Genomic DNA, 22,857 nt, shown 5'->3' with positions numbered 1-22,857 from the left:
GTTTCCCCTTAAAACCAGATGCGAACGCCGGCCACGATCTGCCGGTCGAGAACGGGTTGATGATCCTGCCTGGCGTAGTCGGCCGTCGTGCCGATGCGGCGCACCCAGTTCACGCCGATATAGGGCGCGAATTGTCGGCGGATCTCGTAGCGCAGACGCAAGCCAAACTGAATGTCGGACACGCCGCTACCGATCCGGCGTTGCGGATCGTTCTTGCCGTAGAGGTTGATTTCCGCTTCCGGCTGCAGGATCAGGCGCTGGGTGAACAACAGTTCGTACTCGGCACGCAGGCGCGCGGCGGTGCGTCCCGAGGCACCGACATAGCCGGTCGCTTCCATTTCAAACCAGTACGGTGCCAGTCCCTGCACACCGAATGCCGCCCAGCTGCGGTTCGGCCCCTCACCGAGTTCTTGGCGTACGCCCAGCTGAGTACTCCAGAACGTGGCGACATTGTGGTTCCAAAACGCTTCGAGGTCGCCATCTTCCAGCTTGCCGCGGCTACGCTCACCCTCGGTGCGTACCCACAGCTTGTTCTCGTCGTTGCCGTACCAGCCTTGGGCTTCCCAGCTCTGACCATTGGCATCGCGACCGTGGAAAGCTTCCAGCTGATCGATCAAAAGCATGCCCAACGACGCGTTGTCAGCCATGTCCATGCCCTTCATGGAACCGTAGCCGATGCCATCGGAGTAGTCGGGGCTCCGTGCGTTAGGTGGCGGACTACCGCCCTGCATGGGGCCCATCGTCATGCCAGGCATCGCGCCCATGCCGGTCATGTCGCCTTGTCCCTTTGGGGGCATCGCACCGTGATCCATCCCGGCCATGCCGCTGTGATCCATCCCTTGCATCGCCTGCGGACTCATGCCGGGCATTGATGAATGATCCATCCCCGACATGTCGCCGGCGGGGGCTGCCGATGCGGCGGGCTTGGCGGGCATCGACATGTCCGACATCGTGCTGTGGTCCATGCCCGGCATCGCGCCGTGATCCATGCCCTTCATGTCGTCCATGGCGTGGGAAGCCGGTGTCGGGGGAACAGAGACGGGTTTCTTCTTGGCTTTCTTGGCGGGCGCTTTCGTGGCCGGTTTGGCAGCGCTACTTGCGGGAGCCGGCATCGTCATACCAGCCATGCTGCCGTGATCCATGCCCGGCATCGAACTCATGTCCATCGACGATGTGCTGCTGGACGCGGGCGCGGTCTGCGCCGTAGCGGCCATCGGCAAAGCCAGTAGCACTGCAGCCAGCAATACCGAACGGTGCGGAGCGGTTGAGGTGTTACGACGATTCACTTTCATGACACCACCACCTCGCGGAACATGCCCGCTTCCATGTGATACAGCAGGTGGCAGTGGTACGCCCAGCGGCCCGGGTTGTCGGCCGACACCGCATAGGTGATGCGCTGCGCCGGCTGCACGTTGATGGTGTGCTTGCGTACCTGGAACTGGCCTTGCGGATTTTCCATCTCGCTCCACATGCCATGCAGGTGGATCGGATGATTCATCATCGTGTCGTTGACCAGCACGATGCGCAGGCGTTCGCCACTGTTGAAATGCACCGGCTTGGCATCGGAGAACTTCACGCCGTCGAACGACCAGATGAAGCGCTCCATGTTGCCGGTCAGGTGCAGCTCGATCTCGCGGCTGGGCTCGCGCGCATCGATCGGGCCGCCGATGGTGTGAAGGTCGGCGTAGGTCAGCACGCGGCGGCCGTTGTCGCGCAGGCCGATGCCTGGATCGTCGAGATTGGTGCGTGGCATGTCCACGTGCATGTCCACACCAGGGCCGTATTCGGTGCGCGCATGGCGCACCACCGGAGCAGCGGGCGCCATGCCCGGCATCGCACCATGATCCATGCCGGCCATGCCCTGCATGCCGCTCATGCCCGACATCCCTTGCATGCCGCCGTGACCGGCATCACCCATCGCCATCGCGCCCATCATGTCCTGCATGGCCAACCACTGAATGGGATCGGGCTTGGGCACCTCCGCCTCCATCCCCGCGCGTGGTGCCAGGGTGCCGCGGGCATAACCGGTGCGGTCGATCGACTGGGCGAACAGCGTGTAGGCGCGCTCGTCCTGCGGCTCGACGATCACGTCGTAGGTTTCGGCCACCGAGATGCGAAATTCGTCGACCGACACCGGGTCGACGTCCTGGCCATCGGCCGAGATCACCGTCATCTTCAGGCCCGGAATGCGCACGTCGAAAATCGTCTGCGCCGAGCCATTGATGAAACGCAGTCGGATCTTCTCCCCGGGTTTGAAGATGCCCGTCCAGTTGCCGGCTGGGGCCGCACCGTTCATCAGGTAGGTATAGGTGTAACCGGAGACGTCGCCAAAATCGGTCGGATTCATGCGCATCTCATTCCACATCTTGCGCATGGCCAGCGCCTGGCTCAGGCCTTTTTCGCGCACGTCGCGGAAGAAATCCGGCACGGTGGGCTGGGCAAAGTTGTAGTAGTCGCTCTGCTTCTTGAGCTTGGCGAAAATCCGTTCGGGATTTTCGTCGGTCCAGTCGTTGAGCATCACGACGTAGTCGCGATCGGTGGGATGACGATCGGGACCTGCGGGTTCGATCACCAGCGGACCGTACATACCGGTCTGCTCCTGAAAGCCCGAATGCGAGTGGTACCAGTACGTGCCAGACTGGCGCACCTTGAACTGGTAGAGGAAGGTTTCACCGGGCGCAATGCCATCGAAACTGATGCCGGGCACACCGTCTTCCTGAAACGGCAGGATGATGCCGTGCCAGTGGATCGAGGTCGGCACGCGCAGCCGATTAGACACGCGCAGGTTCACCGTGGTGCCTTCCTTCCAGCGCAGGATCGGGCCGGGGATACCGCCATTGACGGTGGTGGCCAGGCGCGTGGCACCGGTGTAGTTGACCGGGGTTTCGGCGATATCCAGCGCGAAGTCGGTGCCGCTCAGCACCGTGGGCTGGCCGGGACTCGTCAACGCCCAGGCGTTGGAAGGGCGCAACAGGCCGAGACCGGCGACGGCACCGCCGATGGCGATGCCTTGGACGAAACGACGCCGCGACAAATCGGCCGGGGGCGGGGAAAACAGGTTCATGGACTCTCTCCAGGGCAGGCGGTATCGATCATGCCGATACCGATCACAGCCGATTGCTTGCGATCATCGACACACGACGATCGCCAGCAAAGCTCATCAACAACGAGGGAGAGTCAGACCGCCGGTGGTCGCAACGGAGGGGCGGTATTCAACGAGGGTGCGCTACTGGGCAGCGGCATGGCGTAACGGGCGGTGATCGCGGACGAGACCAAAACAACCGCCGGTTCGGGTGGCAACGTGGTACTGCACATCGCCGCACAATTACAGCTGTGACCGGTCATACCACCGCAGCAACCGGCCTGATCGTCGCAACAGGAGCGAGCGGCCTTGTTGGCGGCGACGTGGTGATGACAGTGTTCACTGACCGCCGCAACCGTTGTGTGCATGGCATGGGAATGAGGCACTCCCGTCATGCCCATCGGTGCAGCGGCCAATGAGTTGATGACCAACATCAGCCACGCCAACACGCCCATCGCCCGGAGGCGACGTGAACGAGCGAGCTGACGTAGCGAGAAGGTCATGAGGTGAGCTTACCCTTGCAATCAGGCCCCCTCAACTCTGGAGTGGGGTGCAGATGATTCACGGCTTGCTGAAGCCCATATGCAACGTAATCTTGTCACCCGCTTTCAAGCTGGCCATGGCGGATGGTGGGAAATGCACCTTCAAAGCCATACCTTCGGTCGTCACGTCGACCACACCGGTTTTCGCATCCGCCGCCGTCACGGTCGCCGGCATCTTGTGCATACCCATCATGTTGCCGTGCATACCCTTCATGTCCGAGTGCATGGCACCCATTTTGTCCATGCCGCTGGTGGGCGTGCTGTCTTGGGCCACAGCGATACCACTGATGGCCAGTGTGAGCGCGAGTGAACCGAGTAGTTTGCGAGAAATACTCATGTGACCGTCTCCAACAATAAGTTGCCAGACGCAACAAACGAACGGTGCGCCTAGCTATGTGAAAGCGGTTTGAAATTTGAGCGTTTATGCTCAGTACTGTGGAAGGCCGCCTATCCCGATAGGTGACTCGCCAGATAACGCTCCTGAACAACTGTTTCAATCGCGTTCGGTCGTGCTGCGCGTACACGTTTGACCACTTCATCGCATGGCAGTGACGGGTCGCGACTTGCCAGCAACAGCGCAGCCACCGTGCCAGCACGCCCCAGACCGCTTTTACAATGCACGACCACACTTTCGCCACGATCGAGTGCTGCATGAAGTTGGGGCAGAATGACCGGCCACTTGCCCTCGAACCACTCCTCTGAGGTGAACCCCTTTGGCAGGATGTCAGGTGCATGACCATCCAGAATCGGGGCGTGATGCCAGATCAGTCCATGTGCCTCGGCCCGCTTGGGTAGTGCGATGACATCGAGGTCGACAAACTCCCAAGGTGCAATCAGCGTCACCAGATGCGTCGCACCCCAGGCCTTGATGGCGTCGAGATCGGTGTCAAGATTGCGATTCCACGCCCCCGTATCCGCAAACGGCTGCTTCTTGCCCGGGCAGAAGGTGATGCCGATCTTGCCACCGTACGCCAGATCGATGGTCCCGATACGCAAAGGGTCGGTGCGACTGCTGCGTGCCTTGCTGATCCAGGCGGTTTGGCGCGGTGTTGCATGAATCAGGAGCACAACGAGGCGGTCGTCTATCTTCTCTTTGCCGCGTAGCTGTTCGCGCCACGCATCCGGAATGCCATACATGCCATATCGGAGCCCGGCGATGCCACCCGTCACGGCGGCGGTGAGATCCGTGTCGCCTCCGAAAGCAATCGCGCGACGCACGGCATCGGTATAGCTATCGGTTTCATTCATCGCCACCCGTGCTGACCACAAGCTATCTATGACATCACTGCTACCAGACGCGTAGGTTCCATGCTCACGATCCAGCACCTGTTCGATATCCGTCGTAGCTAGCCCCGCCGCTGGGCCGAGTTCACGCAATCGCGCCGCCGCATAAGTCCATGGCGCAGGCTTGGCATCCAGTTCGGCGCGCGCCCACAAGGCGTACATCACGGATGCTGTCCTGGCGAAACGGTGCGCTGTCTTGGTTGAAGACAATCGTACCGCCTTGGCAACCAGCTCCGCTTCGCTACCAAGGTGGCAGAGAACTAGCGGAAGCATACGGATCAACGCACTTCGGTCACCGGCGCGCCCGGTGTCATGTGAAGCGTGGCCCGCAGGCACGTTCAATAGCGACTGGACCATATCGGCCGTGTCAGGATCGTTTGCCGGCTTGCAGGAGTCGACCGAATAAAGGCCCATCTCTGACCAGCCGATCACACGTTCTGTCAGATCATCCAGGCCAAACTGCTCATGGAGGAGAAGTGCGTGCAGGAAACACAATGCCTGTGCTCCCTCCATGGTCCATGTCCGTGGGGGTACATCCACATAGGATCGGAAGAAGCCGGTAGGAGGTTCGAAGTCGGTCATCGCGATGGCGGACAATTCCTCCACATCTTGGTGCGCATACGGCACGCCCATGGCGTTACCGATCAAGAGGCCCCATAGGCCACCGGCAAGACGATCGCGCCTTATATACAGACTTCCGGGCTGAGTCATGAAATTAAATTTGCTCGCAAGCTAAGATTTCCTTAGTATCGCCGGTTTGCCGCATCCATCGCACTGACGCAGCGGTGCAAATCACGAGCTACGAAGGCAACCCTTGAACCCGAGTGATCTGACTGCCAGCCTGTACTTCACCGCTGCTGTTCGCGTGGCGGCGGATGCCTCATTGACTCGCCTTCTACCGCTGGATGCACTCCAGAGACAGCTCGCCCCTCACGAGCACTTCTCTCATCGCATCCTTCTATCGCTGCAAGCCTTGGGAATCATCGAGCCAGAACTTTCCTTGGCGCACGCCGATGATTGGCTGCTGTCTCGAGATTGGATGAAGTACGGTTTCGACAGTGTGGCGTGGCGCATCCGCTCGGCACCCGGTGATTGTCGACGTCGACACGACATCGCTAACGAAATATGGAGTGAAGTCGACTTCGATGATGATGAGTCGCTATCCGCCCTTCTTGCGCTTTGGGAGGATCTGGCGCTCGCCGAGGTGGCTCAGTACGCAAGCTGGTTGCTGTCAAAATCCGGTTACAACCCCGAATGGACTTACTGCGCCATCGACTCGCTTCGACACTCGCTGGTAATGTTCAGCGTCAATCAGGTGATGTACCTGATCTATCTCTCGGTTCGATCGGTTGCCACGACCCATCAACAGGGTGGCGTGGAATCGGCACGACTAGGCTTGGTGTTTGCCAGCTCGATCGCCAGCTTCTCGGGGCGCGCGAAGGCTGAGCGCTGGAATGTCCGCGGCATGACGCGCCCAGCGGAACTTGCCATGAGCACCATCTCGTTGATTTTCGCGCATGAGGTGACGCGCCTCGACGATGAATACCTCACGAAGAGTCCCTCGCTAGAGCTGCTTCGCAGCTCGATGATGCAGCATCGAACCATTCATTGACTGCAGATGGTGCGGACGACTGCGCATAAGGTTGACGCGCAAGCGAATTGCAAGCAAAGGCTGAACACTTAGCTCCAGATTCCTGCGCCTACAAAACCATCTTTGATAAGGTGAAGCTACATTTCGACACCATCAAGGGGAAGCATGCCAAGGTCTCCAAGCAACCATGATAGTTCCGATTTCTACAATGATCGGGAGGTCCGTTAGATCCGCACAGTGATCACGATCGGTTACCCTCTCATTCCTTTTGCTTTGGCCAGCAACGGCTGGACAGTGGATTCACGTCCTCGCTCCGCCTCTTTCAACAAATGAAGCAACTGGTCATCGGATGACACCAGCAAGGAGAGCGCAAGATCCCTCTGGGCAATGATCTCAGCCTGTCGAGCATGCAAGTCGCCTCGTTTTTTCCGCTGCGCTATCGCCAGTTGCCGGCGAGACTGGGGTTTATCTCCACCGTGCTCCGCCACCCACATCTGAATATCGTGCACAAGGGCGGGATAGCGAGCCTTCTTCAAGGCCGTAGTATCTTTGCCTGCCTCCTTCGCCACGTTGTTTTGCGTGACGGGCGCGCCCAAGGGCATTCGCTGGGGCTTCCCGCGTTTTAGTCGATCAAACGCGGCACGAAAATTTTGCTCAGCACTGTGCTCAGGACTGTAGGACACGAATAAAAGTCTCCACGGAGGTCAATTGCAACTCCAACGATGCCCGATCAGGACTATCGGAAGGGGAGGCTTCAAGATGCCCCTTGATCATCTGCCTTACATCGCACACGTGAGGTAGCTTCGCCTTGTCACCCAACGCTCGATCGCACTTCCCACAATGAATTAGGTTAAGCACGCCACCCCATTCACATGGCTCCGGGCTCAGGCACAGACCCAAGAGCGTCGGCTTCGCAGCCAGCTCGCCGGTCGCCACTAATTTTTGGATTCGTCCAATGTCGCGTTTTCCAAGGGGCTCGTCACCCGCAGCGGAATGAAGGCGCTTCAGGAGATTTATCTTATGCGCCTCACCGAGCGGCGAGACATATCGATCATCCGCAAGAAGTGTGATTTGCCGACGAAGCATTTCGTAAGCAGTTCGCAGGAAATCCTCGGCATACTTCCGATTTAAGGCGACCCGGGTGAACCCTCTTCCATAGTAAAGGGACTGCGCCCGGCGCATGTGTTTGAGCTGATACTGCAGCGTAGGCTCACTGATCAGGTTAGACGCACACATATTTACTGCCGTGGTACGTCGTAACTGGTGATCGTGGAAATGCCATAGCATTCCCATTGCATATCGCATGGGATCAAGCGTCGGCGTCACCAAGCGAGCCAACCGGATATCGTCGGCCGTGATCATTAGTTCGCGCTTGTCGAAAAGCACGGGACATACACTTTCCCAATCTCCATATCCGTAGTACTTGACGGATGCGCGTCCTGCTCCGTTGACCTTTCCAGAGGAGCACCACGGCTCCCTGGGCCGACTGAGCAACCATGGGTCCGCGACTTCGTCCTCGGGCAGATTGACGTAAGGGTTACTCCGAGCACATTCCAAACGCAGGGTCGCCACGGTTGTCATCACATCTACGGCCAACTTTGCCGACGGCGAGGTGACCCACAACGCCTGGTCATCCTTCACTGTTTTGCTGGTCTCACCTCGCAACAGATAAAGGTCACCATAGGTCGGGTCTCGCTCGACTTCAAAGCAACGGGATCGAAAATCAGCTCCCTCATTGGCGCGTACCCCAGATAAATTCAGCAGATATTTATGGCCCGCAAGGACGGCGGCCCGAAAATAACCGGAAAGCACGTGAAGCCGGCCGTATGCCGCCCAGGAAACATCCGCATCGGCAGGATCCAAGGCCCATCGTTCTAGCAGTCCCCTCACACCGAATCGATCAGCCACCTCCCAGAAGGTACCGTGGTATCGACACCCCTTATGTTGGTCAGCCTCTCGGTTGAAGGGACTTCGAGTCAGTAGCGGCTCCGAATAAAGGGCTTCGGCGGACCCCATATTGTCAAGACAAGCCTCATGCACATACCGGAAGAACGCGACGATCGCATCCCGATGCGCCCAGAAGTCCTCCAAAAATATGCGTAGCCGCTGCATCTGATAGAGCCAGATACGCGGCGGAATATAGGGCGTCTGCTGCTCCTGATGTTCTGGCAATCCGGCCTCAAAGTGAGCCAAGCCTCGTTCATCGAGGATCGTGAATCCAAGCACATCGCGTACCGTCCACAGTTCGCGCAACATCGTCAGGACTTCGTTGGCCGTGGAGGGCGCGACAGTGTTCGCCAACTGATCAAGCACCCGGGGAAAGCGATAAAGATCGGATGCGTCTATCTGGTGTTTTGCACACAGTAAAAAAACTGGCTTAAGCCGTGCGGCATAACCCACGACGGTCCGTGCGTTAAGCCGCTGACGGTGCCCCCATAAGAACCAACACATGGTTTGCTGGAAAAGACGCCGATTGACTGAATCGATGTCGACATGAACCTCCTGTCCTCTGTCTACCTTAAGCCGGCCCGAGGCGAAATTGATGCGCACGGACTCGGAACTGCGACCGTAGACAGCAAAATTCCAGACGGAATCACTCACCCGGCAGACGACCCGACCATCAGCATCGACCGCCACCGGCCAATCATCCGGTGGTGGCCACGCAGGGATCCGATAGTGCGGGCTTTTCGGGGATACGGTGGGATGTCGGATATTGAGACCATACTCCGAGCCCAACTGGTGGGCCTTCATACCGTCAACTCCGCCATCGCAATCCATCCGGCCCAGCGCTTGTGATGGCGCCCTTCCGACATCCGAAGGGCGACTTCTTCCACCCAGACTGCACGCTCTGAAGTGCTATGCGCGTAATACTCAAGTTTTTCGGCAATCCGCTCCATGACCCGGTGGGCGGGATGCTTGTCAGGCGTAGCCATCCACAAACCATCGCGCGCCATCTCAAGACTTTTCAAGTGACGCAACGAGGCAAGAGACCAGACATGATCTAGCGTGTCCAGGTCACGCTGGTGCGCACAAAACAGACAACCATCGGGTGCCCGACAATCGGGCTTAGGCGCCTCTTCGGGCGACTCCGGAAGCATCATGGGTGTAGCCACGACACACACGCCAGGCCCTGGCGAGGCAATGGCAGGATCGGTTTCGTGCCAAAAACGCGTCGTCTCCGCGACAGCACGTTGGTGATGAGGTCGCTCGTACTCATCGTGCAGCACTTCCACACTGTGCCCGTGCATTTCAGCAGTCAGCGCAGGATCACCCGTACGCCGAAGCATCCAGTTGATACGCGTCTGCCGCAAGGACTGGGGCCGGACCAGCTTAACCTGTGCGGCCGCCAAGCGCATTTCGATTTCCTTGAAGGTTCGCTTGCCATGACTGGCCGGCTCACCCTTTTTGTTGATGTAGGGAAAGAGCAGGTCGCTATCGGTATCAGCGAACACCACAGCACGCCACTTGAGATAGAGATCGAAGTGTTCCCGATACTCGCTGTAGATATGAAATTCGACCTCCCCCAGTCGGCGGTTCTTGTAGCGCCTCACACCGTAGCCATCGCGCAAGCTCTCGTACCGAAAGTCGCCCATTTGCATTTTCCAGGCCTGTGTCAAATTCATGCCGGTCTGCGCAATGAAGATCAGCAATTCGGCATCCAAGCGGGCATTGATCGCTGGAGAACGTTGGCGATTGCTTACATCGCTCTCCCATCGCCGCCGTTCCTCGACAAATCGAGCGCTGACTCGAAGGCGACCCGACACCTTGCCCTGAAGAAGCTCATCCACTGATCGTCGCCGGTATCCGCACCATTCCTCGTAGGTTTGACCGCTACGGAACGTCAGCAGGATCGGAAGTCGTCCTCGAATAACCGTTTCTGGGAGGGCCAGGCAGATGTCGAGCAACGCATGCCCCATCGCAAACGTGTTTTCAAGGTTCTGCTTATCCGACGTTCGGTAAATGGCCTTCTTTCGCCCCTTTCGCTCAAGTCGCGCGGCGCGAAAAAGGCTCGAGTCTGTCCTACCAATGGCGAGTGCGAGCGGAGCTCCCGCCGTAACCCCAATGCGATACTGACTGGATGCTTTCAGGTCGTGGGTCGCCACACGCTGTGCGCACCATTCCATCCACTCGATGTAAAGGTTGGCTGCGGTGGCGATCGTCGGCTCTTCCGGCCCAGCTTCGTCCACGTAGCGAAAATAGGCCCGCAGGGCCGTCATGACGTTTTCCAACGTCCTCTTAGAATGCCCCTTGGCAACACCGGCCGCCACCTGATCGTGCAAGGAGACCACCAGTGGCAACCGCTCCGAGATGGGAGAACCGAACTCACCTGCATCGATCGCTGCCCGGACGGCATCTTTGCGCCATGCTGATGCCCCTCGATAGAGAAACATGCGCATATCCCAAGGCTCCTCCCCCTGGTTGAGCGGCACCTCGGCAAACGTCAACTCCGGAATCGATGGCTTAGACACGCTCGTGCTTTTCGGTAGGACGCTTCATGCAACCGAGAAACACCTTCGTGAATTCATTGGCTACTTCGGCTTTGATTGGTTGCTTCTTGAGATAGTGCACGTAGGCCTCTGTCGTACGTCGACTCGAGTGGAACAACATCTCACCGACCACCGCCACCGGATCAATCCCCTCGATCTGGAGAGCCAGGCGCATGACCTCGCAAGCAAACGTCGCACGGGTCATGTGGAAGTGAAAGTGGGCCAGGTTCGCACCTGCTGCACGGGCTATCGATCTAAGCTTATGCATTTCCACATTGACAGCCGAACTCTTGTTCGCCTGCCGCTTGACATACGGGTTCCCAAAGCGCGTCAAGAAAAGCAGCGACTTGTCATCTCTCTGCGCGAGGGCTTGCCGTTCACGGCGTCGGAGTGACGCCGCGTATTGCGTGAGATCCTCGATCAATTTACCTGGGACCGTGATGTGCCCATAAGTTCCACCCTTGGTGTGCACGGGTGGCCGAGCGTTCGGCCCGATGGAAATCAGCCGGGCGTCGGGTACGCAGGGTTCTGGGATAGCGTGAAGAATGGTATTGACCTTGAGGTCGCAGATCGATCCGAGGCGCATCCCCGTGTAAAAACCAAGCCGGAGCATCAACGCAAGTTCCAAACTGCCATGCGCATCGACGAGTGTGAGAATCGCATCCCTCTCTTCAGGGCTCACCGGCATCACGCCATTTTCGAGTCCTGCGGAATTCCTTTTTCGATTCGGTATGGCCAAATCTGTGGTGGTCACGACGACTGTGCGCTCGAAATAATCCGTGCTGTCGAGCTTTATGACGACGTTACGCTCGTGCCACATCGGCCACTGTGGGGTAATCAAACGTTCGGCGTAGACCCAACGATAAAACCGCACCACTGCACGCATCCGAGCCGATGCTGTCGAAGGAGCTAAGTTGCCAGCCTCACGTTGCTTGATGAGGAACCCTCGGAAACGAACCAGGCAGCGGTCCTTTTCCTTGGCAGGGAAGTCCCACCAATGAATGGGCGGATCCGTCGATTCCAACCATTGCGCGTAAGCGTGCAAGGCCTTGGCGTTAGAGCGAACCGTCTCGATGTTCTGTCGATAAGCACGGCTGAGCAGCCACAGGTTGGCTTCGCGCCATGGCTCGCCACTTTCCCAGCAAAGCTGGGGCAAGCCCTCCATGGCCCCGCTTTTTAGAGGGACCCAAGAGAGCTTGCCATCGACGACTTCCGGGGAATGCGGCGTGAAGGTAATGAGTTCACATCGCGCCATGACAAACACGCCGGTACGCAATGGACGTGACAGCTTTGAGGGAAACGACGGCTGCTACGATCTGTCCTTGCACTTTCATAGCAACGATGCAGCCGGTGGGATGCAAGCCTTTGCCATTCCGCTTGGTCTAACCGCTTGCCCCACACGACATTCAACGCTCACAGATCTAGCCCAATGTCATAGCCACAGTGTCCATACACTAACACCTAATCGTTACATGTCCATACTGTAGACCTAATCGGTACCGCCGGACAGGCACACCATCACCTTGTCGCCGTCCTCGATCATGCCGAAATCGCCCACCGCCTGGCCCACCTGGCGGCGCAGGCGCCGGGCCAGCTTGCCGCCGTGGGCGGCGGGTGGACGGAAGGTGGGCGACGGGGCGGACATGTCGGGCGATCGGCAACGGGAGCCTGCCATTGTAGCGGCCCGGCCGCCGCCGGGCCGCATCCATGGGCGAGGCGGGAAGCCGCGCGGCCAATCGGCGCGGCAAATCGGCGTTACACTTGGGAAATCGCCGCCCAGCCTCATCACCATCATGCAGGTCCAGGATCACGCAGAAATCGTCCACTTGCTCGCCGAGCTGCGGATGGAGCATCGCGACCTCGACGCCGCGATCGACCAGCTCGCCTCGGCGATCGGCCGCGACGAGTTGCAGCTGACCCGGCTGAAGAAACGCAAGCTGCTGCTGAAGGACCACATCGCCCGGCTCGAGAGCAAGCTGATCCCCGACCTCGACGCCTGACCGCCCACTGGAATCCCCGATGACCCCGTTCGCCCCGATCCGTCTGCATGACGAATACGTCGTGCTGGAACCGCTGAGCCCGGATCACGTGCCGGCGCTGGAAGCGGCCGCCGCCGACGGCGAACTGTGGAACCTGCAGGTCACCAGCGTCCCGGCGCCGGGGCAGGCCGGTGACTACGTGGCCAGGGCGCTGCAAGGCCAGACCGAGGGCCACATGCTGCCGTTCGCGATCCGCGAGTGCGGCAGCGGCGAGATCGTCGGCAGCACCCGCTACTACGAAATCGACACCGCGGTCCCACGCCTCGCCATCGGCTATACGTGGTACGCGAAGCGCTGGCAGAAGAGCCACCTCAACACCGCCTGCAAGCGGCTGCTGCTGGAGCACGCGTTCGAGGCCCTGGACTGCGTGGCGGTGGCCTTCCACACCGACGAACTGAACGAGGATTCGCAGCGCGCGATCGAGCGTCTTGGCGCGCAGCGCGAGGGCGTCCTGCGCGCCCACCGGCGTCGCGTGGACGGCAGCCTGCGCAACACCGTGTGCTTCAGCATCCTCGCCGGGGAATGGCCGAACGTGTCGAACTGGCTGGAGATGCGGCTGAGCCGGCTGGCCGCGAATTCGTAGCAGCGCCGCTACATCAGCCGGTTGAGCAGGTGATCGAGCTGGCTGCGGTCGAGCCGCTTCAGCAGCTTGCGCACCTCGGGCGGATACTGCCGCGGGCTCTCCAGCGCCTGGTAGTCGGCCAGTCGCGTGGCGTGCCGGCGCAAGGCCGCCCACTCCGCTTCGTGTTGTGCCTGCAGCAGGCGTGACGGGTCGCGCAGGACCAGTGCGTTTTCCAGATCCAGTGACCACGCCCGCGGATTGAGGTTGTTGCCGGTCAGCACGGCCACGTCGTCGTCGATCAGCAGACCCTTCAGGTGATAGCTGTTGTCGCGGTCGCGCCACAGGTGCAGGTTGAGCTGGCCGCTATCGATCTGGCGGCGGTGCGCGCGGGCGAACCGGCGCAGGTTGTTTTCGTACAGGTAGGGCAACAGCCCGATGGTCTTGAACGGCTCGCCCGGCGGGATGTAGAAATCGTTGGCGGTCTTGTCGCCGACCATGATGTCGATCGTGCAGCCACGACGCAGCAATTGGCCCAGCACCGCGCGCACCGGCCGCGGCAGGTTGAAGTACGGCGTCAGCACGATCAGCCGCTGGCGCGTGCCGCGCAGCAACTCCAGCAGCACCTCGTTCAGCGTGTTGTCGCTGCGGCCGAAGCCCGGCAGGGGCGTCACCGCCACCGTGCCGTCGGCCAGGCTGGCCTGCGGCACGTCGTAGCTCGCCCGCTGCAATGCCTGGCGGAATTCGCGGATCGCCGGCTGCAGCGACTTCGTCGAGGGTACGTCCGCCACGTTCAGGCGCCGCACCGCATCGCTGCCGATGAAATACTTCTGCACGAAACCGGCCATCGCGTCGGCCAGGCCCGCGTGCTGCAGCAGGTGATAGCGGTCGAGCCGGTAGCGCTCATGCCGCGCGAGATAGACATCATTGAGGCTGGCGCCGCTGTACAGCACCGCGTCATCGATCACGAAGCCTTTCAGGTGCAGCACGCCGAACAGTTCGCGGTTCTGCACCGGCACGCCGTAGATCTCCACGCCCGGCCCCAGCCGCGCCGCGTATTCGCGGTACATGCCCGCGTTGCCCGCGCTTTTCTGCTTGCCGATCAGGCCGCGCTGGGCGCGATGCCAGTCCACGAACACGGTTATCCGCAGGCCCGGCGCGCGCGCCTTCGCCGCGTACAGCGCATCGAGCACTTCACGGCCGGCATCGTCGTCCTGCAGGTACAGGGCCACGATCACGATGCGCCGGGTGGCCTGGCCGATGAGCCGCAGCAAGGCCTGCCGGAATGCCGACGGATCAGGCAGGGTGGCGATCGCGCTGGCCGGCACCGCGAAGAACGGCATCGCCTGCGTCGAGGCGCCCGGCTTGCGCCTGCGGGAAAACGGCAGGATGCGCCGCGCGATGCGGCCGGGAGCGGAGATCAGCTTGTTCATGGCCACAACGATGGACGACAACGCCCATCATCGCAAACCGCGGCGGGTGCGCCTACACCGCGGCGCGGCTTCCACGTCGCCGACGGCACTTGCCGCGGGCGACGTGCGGGCGCATAACCTCACCCGCGGCGTGGCAGGGGCATCGAGGCCCGGGGGAGAACAAGCCATGAATCAGAACAGGGAAGCACAGCCCTCGCCTGGCGAGCCGGCTCCGACCGAAGAGCAGCTGTTCGACACGCGACGCGACCGCGCCGGGGTGGAGCCGCAGGCGCCACACGCCGGCCTGGCCCTGTCCGGTGGCGGCGTGCGCAGCGCCACCTTCTGCCTGGGCCTGTTGCGGGCGCTGGCACGCAACGGCGTGCTGCACCGTTTCGACTACCTGTCGACGGTCTCCGGGGGCGGCTACATCGGCGCCGCGTTTGGACGTCTGTTCAATGCCGCCACCACGCCGCAACAGGTCGAGCAGGGCCTGGCCAACGATCGTTCGCTGCTGTTGTGGTGGTTGCGCAGCAACGGTCGCTACCTGACGCCCGCCGGCGCGGGCGATCTGCTGCAGGCTGCCACCGGGCAGCTGCGCGGCTTCGTGGCCACCCAGTTCGAGATCGCCGTGCTGCTGGCCCTGCTGGCATCGGCGGTGGTGTTGCCGCACCTGCTCTGCTATCCGGTCTACGCACAACACCTGCCATGGCTGACGTTGAACCTGTGGTGGCTGGGCCTGGTTCCGCTGGGCTGGTTGTCGGCGGCCTGCGCCTTCGCCTACTGGTGGGCGCGCGATCCGGAAGACGGCTCGCTGGCGGGGGACCTGACCATCGTCGTGGTCACCGCCGCGCTCGGCGGCTATCTGCTGTGGCTGGCCCAGCCGCTGGACAGCAGCCACGGCCCGGGCCTGCTGCAGGTGGCCGGCGTGATCCTGCTGGCGATCCCGCTGGCATGGCTGTGGACCCGGCTGCGCGGCAACCATCCGGCCCAGGATCGGGTGCACTACACGATCAGCCTCACCTTCCTGCTGAAGTGCCTGCTGCTGTTCCTGCTGCTCGGCGTCGCCGACCTGCTCGGCTGGTTCCTTGCCTGGCTGCTGGAATCGGGCGCCCTGCACGGCCCGGCGCTGAACGGCGCGGGCCTGATCGCGCTGCTGGTGGCGGTGGCGCGGTTCGCCCTGCCGGCGTTGCAGCCGCACAACGACAAGCCCAGCCTGGCGCGTTTGCCATTGGCCCTGATCGCCAACCTGTGCGGCCTGCTGCTGCTCGGCCTGCTGTTGTTGTTCTGGCTCAGCGCGCTGCAATACCTGCTGTTCTTCATGGGCAACACGTCCGCCGCAGCGGCCTGGCTGCGCTGGCTGGCCGTGGTGGTGCCCTGTCTTGCCTACGCGGGCCTGACCGGACGCAACCTGCAGGCGATCAACCGCTCGTCGTTGCACGCGTTCTATCGCTCGCGCATCGCGCGCACCTACATCGCGGTGGGCAACCAGCCGGTGGCCGCCGCGGGCCCGACGCGCTTCCCCATCTCGCCGCTGCTGTCGAAGGACACCGCCACCGCGCAGGCGGTGGTCAAGGTGACCGAGCTGCTCGACCACGACGATGTGGCCCTGCCCGACTACACGCCGCACCTGCACGGTGGCCCGATCCACCTGATCAACTGTTGCATCAACCAGACCGTCGACGATCGCACCGAGGCGTTCAACGCCGATCGGAAGGGCATCTGCCTCACCGTCGGTCCGTTCGGCGTGGAAACCGGAACCCGGCCCGCACAAACGTTGCCCGCGGGCGCCAGCGAACCGCTGCAAGGCACCACGCTGGCCGAATGGATCGCCATCTCCGGTGCCGCCGCCGGTTCCGGCATGGGTTCGATGACCCGCCCCGGGGTGGCCGTGCTGACCTTCCTCAGTGGCCTGCGGCTCGGCTACTGGTGGCGCAACCGGCTCGGCAAGCCGTCGCTGTCATGGTCGTGGCTCGGCAAGTCGCGGGCGGCCCTGCAGGAAATGCTGGCGCGCTTCCCCGGCCTGCAGGGTCCGGTGTGGTACCTGTCCGACGGCGGGCATTTCGACAACACCGGCGTCTATGCCCTGCTCAAGCGCGAGCTGAAGCTGATCGTGCTGGCCGATTGCGGCGCCGATCCGAACTACCTGTTCGCCGACGTCGAGAACCTGATCCGCAAGGCGCGCATCGACTACGCCGCCATCATCGAATTCATCGACCCGGCCAGCCTCGCGCCGGGCACCGTCGAGCCCGCACTGCTGGCCCGGCTCGGCACGCCGGACAGCGTGATGCCGGGGCCGGGCACGCAAAGCCTGCTGTTGGCGCGCATCCGCTACCACAGCGGCAACACCGGCGCCCTGCTGGTGGTGAAGCCGCGCCAGCCGGCGGATTCGCCGCTCGACATCGTCGGCTACGCCAACCGCGACATGCGCTTCCCGCAGCAGGGCACGGAAGACCAGTTCTTCGACGAGGCGCAGTGGGAAAGCTATTGCCAGCTGGGCGAACTGCTGGGCCGGCCGCTCGATCGCGCCACCCTCGACGCGATCCCCGTGCTGGCCCTGGAAGGCGTCGCCGCCAGCATCGGCCCGCTCGCCCCGGACGTGCAGAAGAGCGCGATGTCGCTGCGCCAGCGGGTCACCGCCACGGTCGGCGCCTCGCTCGGGCTGAGCGCGATCGCCGGCCTGGCGCTGGCCGGCTGGCAGGCGTGGGACGCCCATCTGAAACAGGGTATCGAGCAGCAGAAACTGGTCACCGAGGCCGCCCGCGACCTGGGCAAGGCGATCGGCGACGACGCCGCCTTCGATGTCGGCATGGATGCCTCGGTGCAGTTGTTCCGCGCCCAAGCCGGAGCGCCGCCGTACCCGGATTCGATCCGCCTGATGGTGGACGGCCTCGTCGATTCGCTGCAGGCGAAATGCACCAAACTGCCACCGGGCCAGCTTGCGCTCGCCTGCAACAACGACCTGACCATCCTCGGCGGCGCACCCTCGCTGACCCGCTGGGAACGCGCCATGGTCGGCTACCGTGACTGGCCACCGGTGGTGGCGCTCGATCCCGATGCGCCCGTCGTGGCGGGCGCGAACACCTCCTCGAACGCCGCAGCCCCGACATCCACCGCCGACACGACACCCATCACCGTCGACATGCCGTCCGAAAGCCCCCCGCTGGCATCGGCACCGGAACCCGCGCGAGAGGTTCCCCCGCCGCCGCCACCGCCGCCGCCCGAAACGGCAGCACCGCCACCGGTCCGGGCGGCACGTCCGACTCCCGCCACCGCCACGGTCACCCACGCGTCACGGGCGAACGCCTCCACCCTGGCCGACGCTGCACGCCGCGCCTGCACCCAGGGCATCTCGCGTCGCTTCGTGGTCTACACGCAGATCTACGACGAGGCCGAGCGCGCCTCCGCCGAAACCCTGTTGCCCCGGCTGCGCGACCTGGGCGTGGCCACGCCCGGTATCGAGAACGTCACCGCCAGCGCCGCCAGCCACGGCCGCACCCTGCCGTTCCAGTGGCATGTACCCACCGTGCTCTACAGCGATGCCGGCACCCAATGCGCGTCGGCGATCAGCGCATGGATGGGCGCCACCCGCCCGTTCGCCTCGCCCCGCGCGCCCCAGGCCGTGCCGTTCCCGCTATCCATCCGCGGCGAACCGAACGTGATCGAACTGTGGATTCCCGGCACGACGAAGCCGTGAGTCACTGACGCAGGCCTCGAAGCTGCCAGGCCAGGACGCTAAGATCGAGGCTGCGAATGGCTACCCGGCAGACCACGAATTCCATGACCTACCCAGCATCTCGCCGGCAAGCATCTCCATCGACTGAACGAAACCCCGGGGCGCACCTGCGGCGGAGGATTCTGTCCGCCGCATTCTGCGTCGGCACCCTGCTGTCCGTTCCGGGCCACGCCGGCAACTCCCCTGGCGCACCAACCGCGCTGGCCGGGAAATGCCCACTGCTGGCGCTCGCGGCGATGAACCGGGCACCGACACCTTCGGCACCGAAGGTGCCCTCCGGCGAGGACAGTTGCGTGGTCAAGGCCCGTGCGCTGGACGTCGCCGGTGCGGAGGTATTCGATCTGCGCGAGCGGGCACGCTTCCTGGAATTCCACGTGCCGGGCGCCAGGCAGGCCACGCTCTCCGAGTTGATCACCCGGCCAGGAACGAGCAGCCACCCGACGATCGTCTACGACGGAGGACGATTCCACTCCGATGCACTGCAGCTGTGCGAGCGCCTGCGACGTGCCGGATTCCGCCAGGTGCATGTCGTCGACGGTGGCATCGCCGCCTGGGCGCAGTTGCATGCGTTGCCGGAATCCATGGCATTGAGCCGCCTTTCGGATACCGACATGGCAGCCGCCTTGAGCGAACCTGGCAGCCGGTCGCTGGTGCTTGATGAATCGCTCCGTTCTGCGCTTCCTCCAAGGGACGCCGTCCTGCGTCCCGCCGGTGCCGCGCGCGTGATCCTGCTTGCCACGGCCACCACGCCCTCGTCCGCCATCCGTGCGCAGCTCAGGAAGAATGTCACCACGTTCTACTGGATTGGTTCTCCGCAACGACTGCGCGAACTGCGGCAGACGCAACTGGCGCAGGATCGCAAACGCCTCGCCGGTCCCGCCGTGTCGAAAGCCTGCAGCGCGCTCTGATTCAGCGTCGCTCCGGTGTGGCATTGGCTTCGGGCGTCAACCGGACCGGGCTGAATATCCAGTCGCTGTAATGCTCTGCGCCTTCAAACCCGGCGTCATCCGGATCGAAGCCGGCGACCTTCATCGGCTTCCGCCCGGATTTCGAATGCACCCCGACGATGCCGCCGCCCTCAAGCACCAATCCCCAATCCCGGTTGCGGGTGATCGGGTCGACGTAGATCTTGCGCAAATGGCGGCGAAGCAGGCCCGAGCGGCGATCGAGCACGAGTTCGTCCAGCGACACCGGATACATGCGGGGTTCCGCGGCATTTCGATAGCTGGCCAGCGCCCGCCGGAACTCGGCGCCAACGCGAAGCAGCTCAACCTCATCCGAGCGAACCTTCGCGTAGTGCTCAAGCGCCCCCATGGCCAGCAGCGAAATCGCCAGCAACGCGACCATGAACAGCATCAACAGGTAGGCAAAGCCGGATTGCCGCCGCATCCTCACAGTTCCGCGTACACGGTGCCGTGGGGATCGGCACCGGCCGCGCCGCTGTGCACATCGACCACACCGGCATCGTCTCCGGCCATCTCTTCCACCGGTACCCAGGTCTGGGCACTTTCCGTGACGGGGTCGACCGGCACGTCACGCAGATAGTGTCCGTCAACCAGCGCCTGCAGCGAGTCGGGGAAGTGTGCGCGGTCGTCATGGTAGCGATCGATCGCGCTACGCAAGACGTGAAGGTTGCTCTTCAACGCCACCAGCTTCGCGTTCTCGACCGAGCCTTGGTAGCGCGGCAACGCGATGCTCACCAGGATCGCAATGACGACCATGACGACCATCAGTTCGATCAGGCTGAATCCGTTTCGCTGCAGGCGCATCTCACCAGTCCTTGTAGGGCACGCCATTGAGGCCGATGCCTGGGGAAGTGCTGTACACATCGAAGACATCGTCACCGGCCGCCGGCGCATCGGGAGGGCTGGCATAGCTGCGCAGGCCCCATGTCCCGGCAGCGTCGCCGGCTTCGCCAACGAACATCGGGTCAGCGGGCAGCCTGCGCAGGAAATAGATCTTGCGACGATCGGGCGTGCTCACGTCCTCGACGCCCTCCGTCAAGGCCGCCAGATCCGGTGGATAGCCACTCTGGCCGAGTCTGGCCTGGATGCGTCCCTGCTCGACCGCCTTTCGGTAATGATCGATGCCGTCGCGAATGGTCGCCAGGGCGGTTCGCAGCTCCGCTTCGCGATGTCGCTGAGTCACCAGACGGGCTGACGGAACGGCCACCAACAGCAGCACGGACATGATGGCCAGCGTGGCCAGCAGCTCGATGAAGCTGAAGCCATGCCAGCGATGCCAACCGCTCGCGCCCGGAACGTTCATTGGACCTTGATCGTCGCATCGGCGAGCTTCGCCGTGCCGGCCGTCTCCGGACTTGGCGTGGCCGACAGCACCCTGATCGGGGTCTTTTCCGACTTGGCGAGCGCCTTGAAAGTGACCTGCAACAGGCTGCCCTGGCCCGATACCGCCGTCCCCTGGCGAATCGTCGTCGCACTGATCCGGCCGGCCGAAAGGTTCACCTCCTTGGTCAGCGAACTGTGCCCGCCCCCCTGGGCCATGAACTTCCCTTCCTCGATGCTGACCACCTGCAGCACCTTGGGATCGAACCCCACCATCAAGGGCAACTGATCAATGGCCTTCAACGCACTGATGTTCAACACCGCGGTGAACTGCTCTCCCACCTCGACCTCGGCCGGGGCCGACCAGTCGAGCAGCACGCCCTGCGTCGGCACATCCGTTGCGGGTACCGGCGCCGGCGCCGGCGACGATGCCGCCGCAGCCGGCACTGCCGCATCACCCGCCGTGCCGTCCGCTTGGAGATCCTCCGCCGGATCGGCGACCGGCGTCGACACACCGACACTGGCTCCACGCAAGTGGTTTGCGGTACCGCTCTCGAATTCCATCTCGTCCATGCCGGCGCGACGCACGCCGCGGATCAGGTGCGGCGTGATCGACAGGACGATCTCGGTATTCTGCACGTCGTTCTTCTTGGAACCGAACAGGCGACTGAGCAGGGGCAGTCGCGAAATGAACGGCAGGCCGTTGGCCGACTTCCGGTCTTCCTTGTTGATCAGGCCGGCAAGCACCTGTGTTTCGCCGTCTTTCAGACGCAACACGGTCTGCGCGTTGCGCGTGCCGATCTGGTAGGACAGCGTGCCCGAAGCCGTGGTGATCTCGCGTACCAGGCTGCTCACTTCCAGATTGATCTTGATGGACACTTCATCACCGGCATAGACGCTCGGCTCGACCTCCAGCTTGAGGCCCACGTCGACGTAGTTGACCGTTTCGGAAACGAAACCGGTGGACGTCGAGGTCGAGGTGATCACCGGCACCTTGTCGCCGATCAGCACGCTTGCCTTTTCCTTGGTCTTCACCCGGATCTTCGGGTTGGCCAGGATCCGCGCATCCGAACGTTCGTCATGCAGCTTGACCGTCGCATTCGGCACGCTGGCGTAGATGCTCGACGCGTTCAGTCCCTTGAGGGCATTGATCGACAGCGCGGTGGCCGTCTGCGAAGGCGGCAGCACGGACAGGCCGACTTCCGCAGGAAGGTTGATGCCCATGTCCAGAAGTTTCGATTTCTTCACCTCCAGCACCTCGACGTCGAGCATGACCTCGGGTTCGCCGATGTCCTCCAGCGCGATCAGGCGCTCGGCAAGGCGAATCGCGTCGGGGCTGTCGCGCATGATCAGCATGTTGAGTTTCTCGTCGACCGTCACCGTCTCGGTCTTGAGGATCGCCTTGAGCATTTCGGCGACCTTCTTGGCGTCGGCATTGGCCAGATAGAAACTGCGCACGTTCAGCGGGCGATACTCGCTGACCTTCTGTGGCGTGTTGGGGAACACCAGCACCGAGTTGCCGTTGATCACCCGCGTTTCCAGCTGGGTGGACAGGCCGATCATGCGGATGGCATCGTCAAGCGGCGTCTTGCGCAGGAAGACCGAAACCTTGAGATCCGGGCGAATGTCCTGGTCATAGACGAAGTTGATGCCGGACGCCTTCGACAGCACGTCGAATGCCACCTTTACCGGCACATCGCGAAACTCCAGGGTCACCGGCTTCTTGAAGCGGTCTTCCAGGCCCTCGCCCGGCTTCGGTTTGCCGCTGTCCCTGGCGGCGCGAATCCGTTCAAGACTGTTCTGTGCGCGGCGGCTGTCGGGGTCCTCGGCCAGCACGACGCGC

18 protein-coding genes and 1 pseudogene are annotated in these 22,857 nt (G+C 62.5%); 5 read left to right on the top strand and 14 right to left on the bottom strand.

Annotated elements, in window-relative coordinates; all coding sequences use genetic code 11:
- Window positions 1-8: 8 nt before the first annotated feature.
- The 4 genes from ASD82_RS18075 to ASD82_RS06230 form a co-directional block, all read right to left on the bottom strand.
- Window positions 9-1,292: a copper resistance protein B gene (locus ASD82_RS18075; RefSeq protein ID WP_235580646.1), complete on the bottom strand. Its 1,284-nt coding sequence runs from the start codon at window positions 1,290-1,292 to the stop codon at window positions 9-11.
- Window positions 1,289-3,064: a copper resistance system multicopper oxidase gene (locus tag ASD82_RS06240; protein WP_056716913.1), complete on the bottom strand. Its 1,776-nt coding sequence runs from the start codon at window positions 3,062-3,064 to the stop codon at window positions 1,289-1,291. Before ASD82_RS06240 ends, ASD82_RS18075 begins: the two co-directional genes overlap by 4 nt.
- 579 nt (window positions 3,065-3,643) lie before the next feature.
- A complete protein-coding gene (locus ASD82_RS06235; protein WP_056716912.1) occupies window positions 3,644-3,961 on the bottom strand; it encodes a hypothetical protein in 318 nt (105 codons plus the stop codon).
- 110 nt (window positions 3,962-4,071) lie between these two features.
- The gene (locus ASD82_RS06230; RefSeq protein WP_082585263.1) at window positions 4,072-5,619 is read right to left on the bottom strand and encodes an ADP-ribosylglycohydrolase family protein; all 1,548 of its coding nucleotides are present in this window, start codon (window positions 5,617-5,619) and stop codon (window positions 4,072-4,074) included.
- Between the two features lie 103 nt (window positions 5,620-5,722).
- Between ASD82_RS06230 and ASD82_RS06225 the strand changes: the two genes are divergently transcribed.
- Window positions 5,723-6,520, top strand: a complete 798-nt coding sequence (locus ASD82_RS06225; protein WP_157599202.1) for a hypothetical protein — start codon at window positions 5,723-5,725, stop codon at window positions 6,518-6,520.
- 230 nt (window positions 6,521-6,750) lie between these two features.
- On the opposite strand, the gene ASD82_RS06220 is transcribed toward ASD82_RS06225, so the two are convergent.
- The 5 genes and pseudogenes from ASD82_RS06220 to ASD82_RS17325 all read right to left on the bottom strand — a co-directional run.
- The gene (locus ASD82_RS06220; RefSeq protein WP_157599201.1) at window positions 6,751-7,182 is read right to left on the bottom strand and encodes a hypothetical protein; all 432 of its coding nucleotides are present in this window, start codon (window positions 7,180-7,182) and stop codon (window positions 6,751-6,753) included.
- A complete protein-coding gene (locus ASD82_RS17670) occupies window positions 7,166-9,136 on the bottom strand; it encodes a hypothetical protein (protein WP_157599200.1) in 1,971 nt (656 codons plus the stop codon). The genes ASD82_RS06220 and ASD82_RS17670 overlap by 17 nt, the downstream gene beginning before the upstream one ends.
- 110 nt (window positions 9,137-9,246) lie before the next feature.
- On the bottom strand, window positions 9,247-10,968 hold the full coding sequence (locus ASD82_RS06210; protein ID WP_157599199.1) for a hypothetical protein: 1,722 nt from the start codon (window positions 10,966-10,968) through the stop codon (window positions 9,247-9,249).
- The gene (locus ASD82_RS06205) at window positions 10,961-12,241 is read right to left on the bottom strand and encodes a tyrosine-type recombinase/integrase (protein WP_082585262.1); all 1,281 of its coding nucleotides are present in this window, start codon (window positions 12,239-12,241) and stop codon (window positions 10,961-10,963) included. The genes ASD82_RS06210 and ASD82_RS06205 overlap by 8 nt, the downstream gene beginning before the upstream one ends.
- A 237-nt stretch (window positions 12,242-12,478) precedes the next feature.
- Window positions 12,479-12,631, bottom strand: a pseudogene (locus ASD82_RS17325) (tRNA 2-thiocytidine(32) synthetase TtcA); the annotation flags it as partial.
- A gap of 148 nt (window positions 12,632-12,779) precedes the next feature.
- On the opposite strand from ASD82_RS17325, the gene ASD82_RS06200 reads away from it, so the two are divergent.
- Entirely contained in the window at window positions 12,780-12,986 is a 207-nt protein-coding gene (locus ASD82_RS06200; protein ID WP_007804203.1) for a DUF465 domain-containing protein, read from the top strand.
- Window positions 12,987-13,005: 19 nt separating this feature from the next.
- Window positions 13,006-13,608 (top strand): GNAT family N-acetyltransferase, encoded by a 603-nt coding sequence (locus ASD82_RS06195; protein ID WP_056716900.1) that lies wholly within the window; start codon window positions 13,006-13,008, stop codon window positions 13,606-13,608.
- A gap of 8 nt (window positions 13,609-13,616) precedes the next feature.
- Here ASD82_RS06195 and pssA read toward each other — a convergent pair whose 3' ends face one another.
- Window positions 13,617-15,017, bottom strand: coding sequence for a CDP-diacylglycerol--serine O-phosphatidyltransferase (gene pssA, locus ASD82_RS06190; protein ID WP_056716898.1), 1,401 nt, complete (start codon window positions 15,015-15,017; stop codon window positions 13,617-13,619).
- A 166-nt stretch (window positions 15,018-15,183) separates the two neighbouring features.
- Here pssA and ASD82_RS17935 point away from each other — a divergent pair, with 166 nt between their 5' ends.
- Both ASD82_RS17935 and ASD82_RS06180 read left to right on the top strand, forming a co-directional pair.
- Complete coding sequence (locus tag ASD82_RS17935) at window positions 15,184-18,690, top strand: patatin-like phospholipase family protein (RefSeq protein ID WP_056716896.1); 3,507 nt, start codon at window positions 15,184-15,186, stop codon at window positions 18,688-18,690.
- An 83-nt stretch (window positions 18,691-18,773) separates the two neighbouring features.
- Complete coding sequence (locus tag ASD82_RS06180) at window positions 18,774-19,637, top strand: rhodanese-like domain-containing protein (RefSeq protein ID WP_162253814.1); 864 nt, start codon at window positions 18,774-18,776, stop codon at window positions 19,635-19,637.
- A gap of 1 nt (window position 19,638) precedes the next feature.
- On the opposite strand, the gene ASD82_RS06175 is transcribed toward ASD82_RS06180, so the two are convergent.
- The 4 genes from ASD82_RS06175 to ASD82_RS06160 form a co-directional block, all read right to left on the bottom strand.
- The gene (locus ASD82_RS06175; protein ID WP_056716893.1) at window positions 19,639-20,118 is read right to left on the bottom strand and encodes a type II secretion system protein; all 480 of its coding nucleotides are present in this window, start codon (window positions 20,116-20,118) and stop codon (window positions 19,639-19,641) included.
- Between the two features lie 2 nt (window positions 20,119-20,120).
- On the bottom strand, window positions 20,121-20,498 hold the full coding sequence (locus ASD82_RS18190; RefSeq protein WP_056716891.1) for a prepilin-type N-terminal cleavage/methylation domain-containing protein: 378 nt from the start codon (window positions 20,496-20,498) through the stop codon (window positions 20,121-20,123).
- Between the two features lies 1 nt (window position 20,499).
- Window positions 20,500-20,997, bottom strand: a complete 498-nt coding sequence (locus ASD82_RS06165) for a type II secretion system protein (RefSeq protein ID WP_056716889.1) — start codon at window positions 20,995-20,997, stop codon at window positions 20,500-20,502.
- Window positions 20,994-22,857: secretin N-terminal domain-containing protein (locus ASD82_RS06160; protein WP_056716887.1), on the bottom strand; the 1,864-nt coding region annotated here is incomplete at its 5' end. The genes ASD82_RS06165 and ASD82_RS06160, both read right to left, overlap by 4 nt.

It is taken from the genome of Rhodanobacter sp. Root179 (genome assembly GCF_001428465.1).
In the GTDB taxonomy this organism is placed as follows: Bacteria; Pseudomonadota; Gammaproteobacteria; order Xanthomonadales; family Rhodanobacteraceae; genus Rhodanobacter.
The sequence above is the reverse complement of the archived record's forward strand: the minus strand, read 5'-3'. Positions and strand labels throughout refer to the sequence as shown.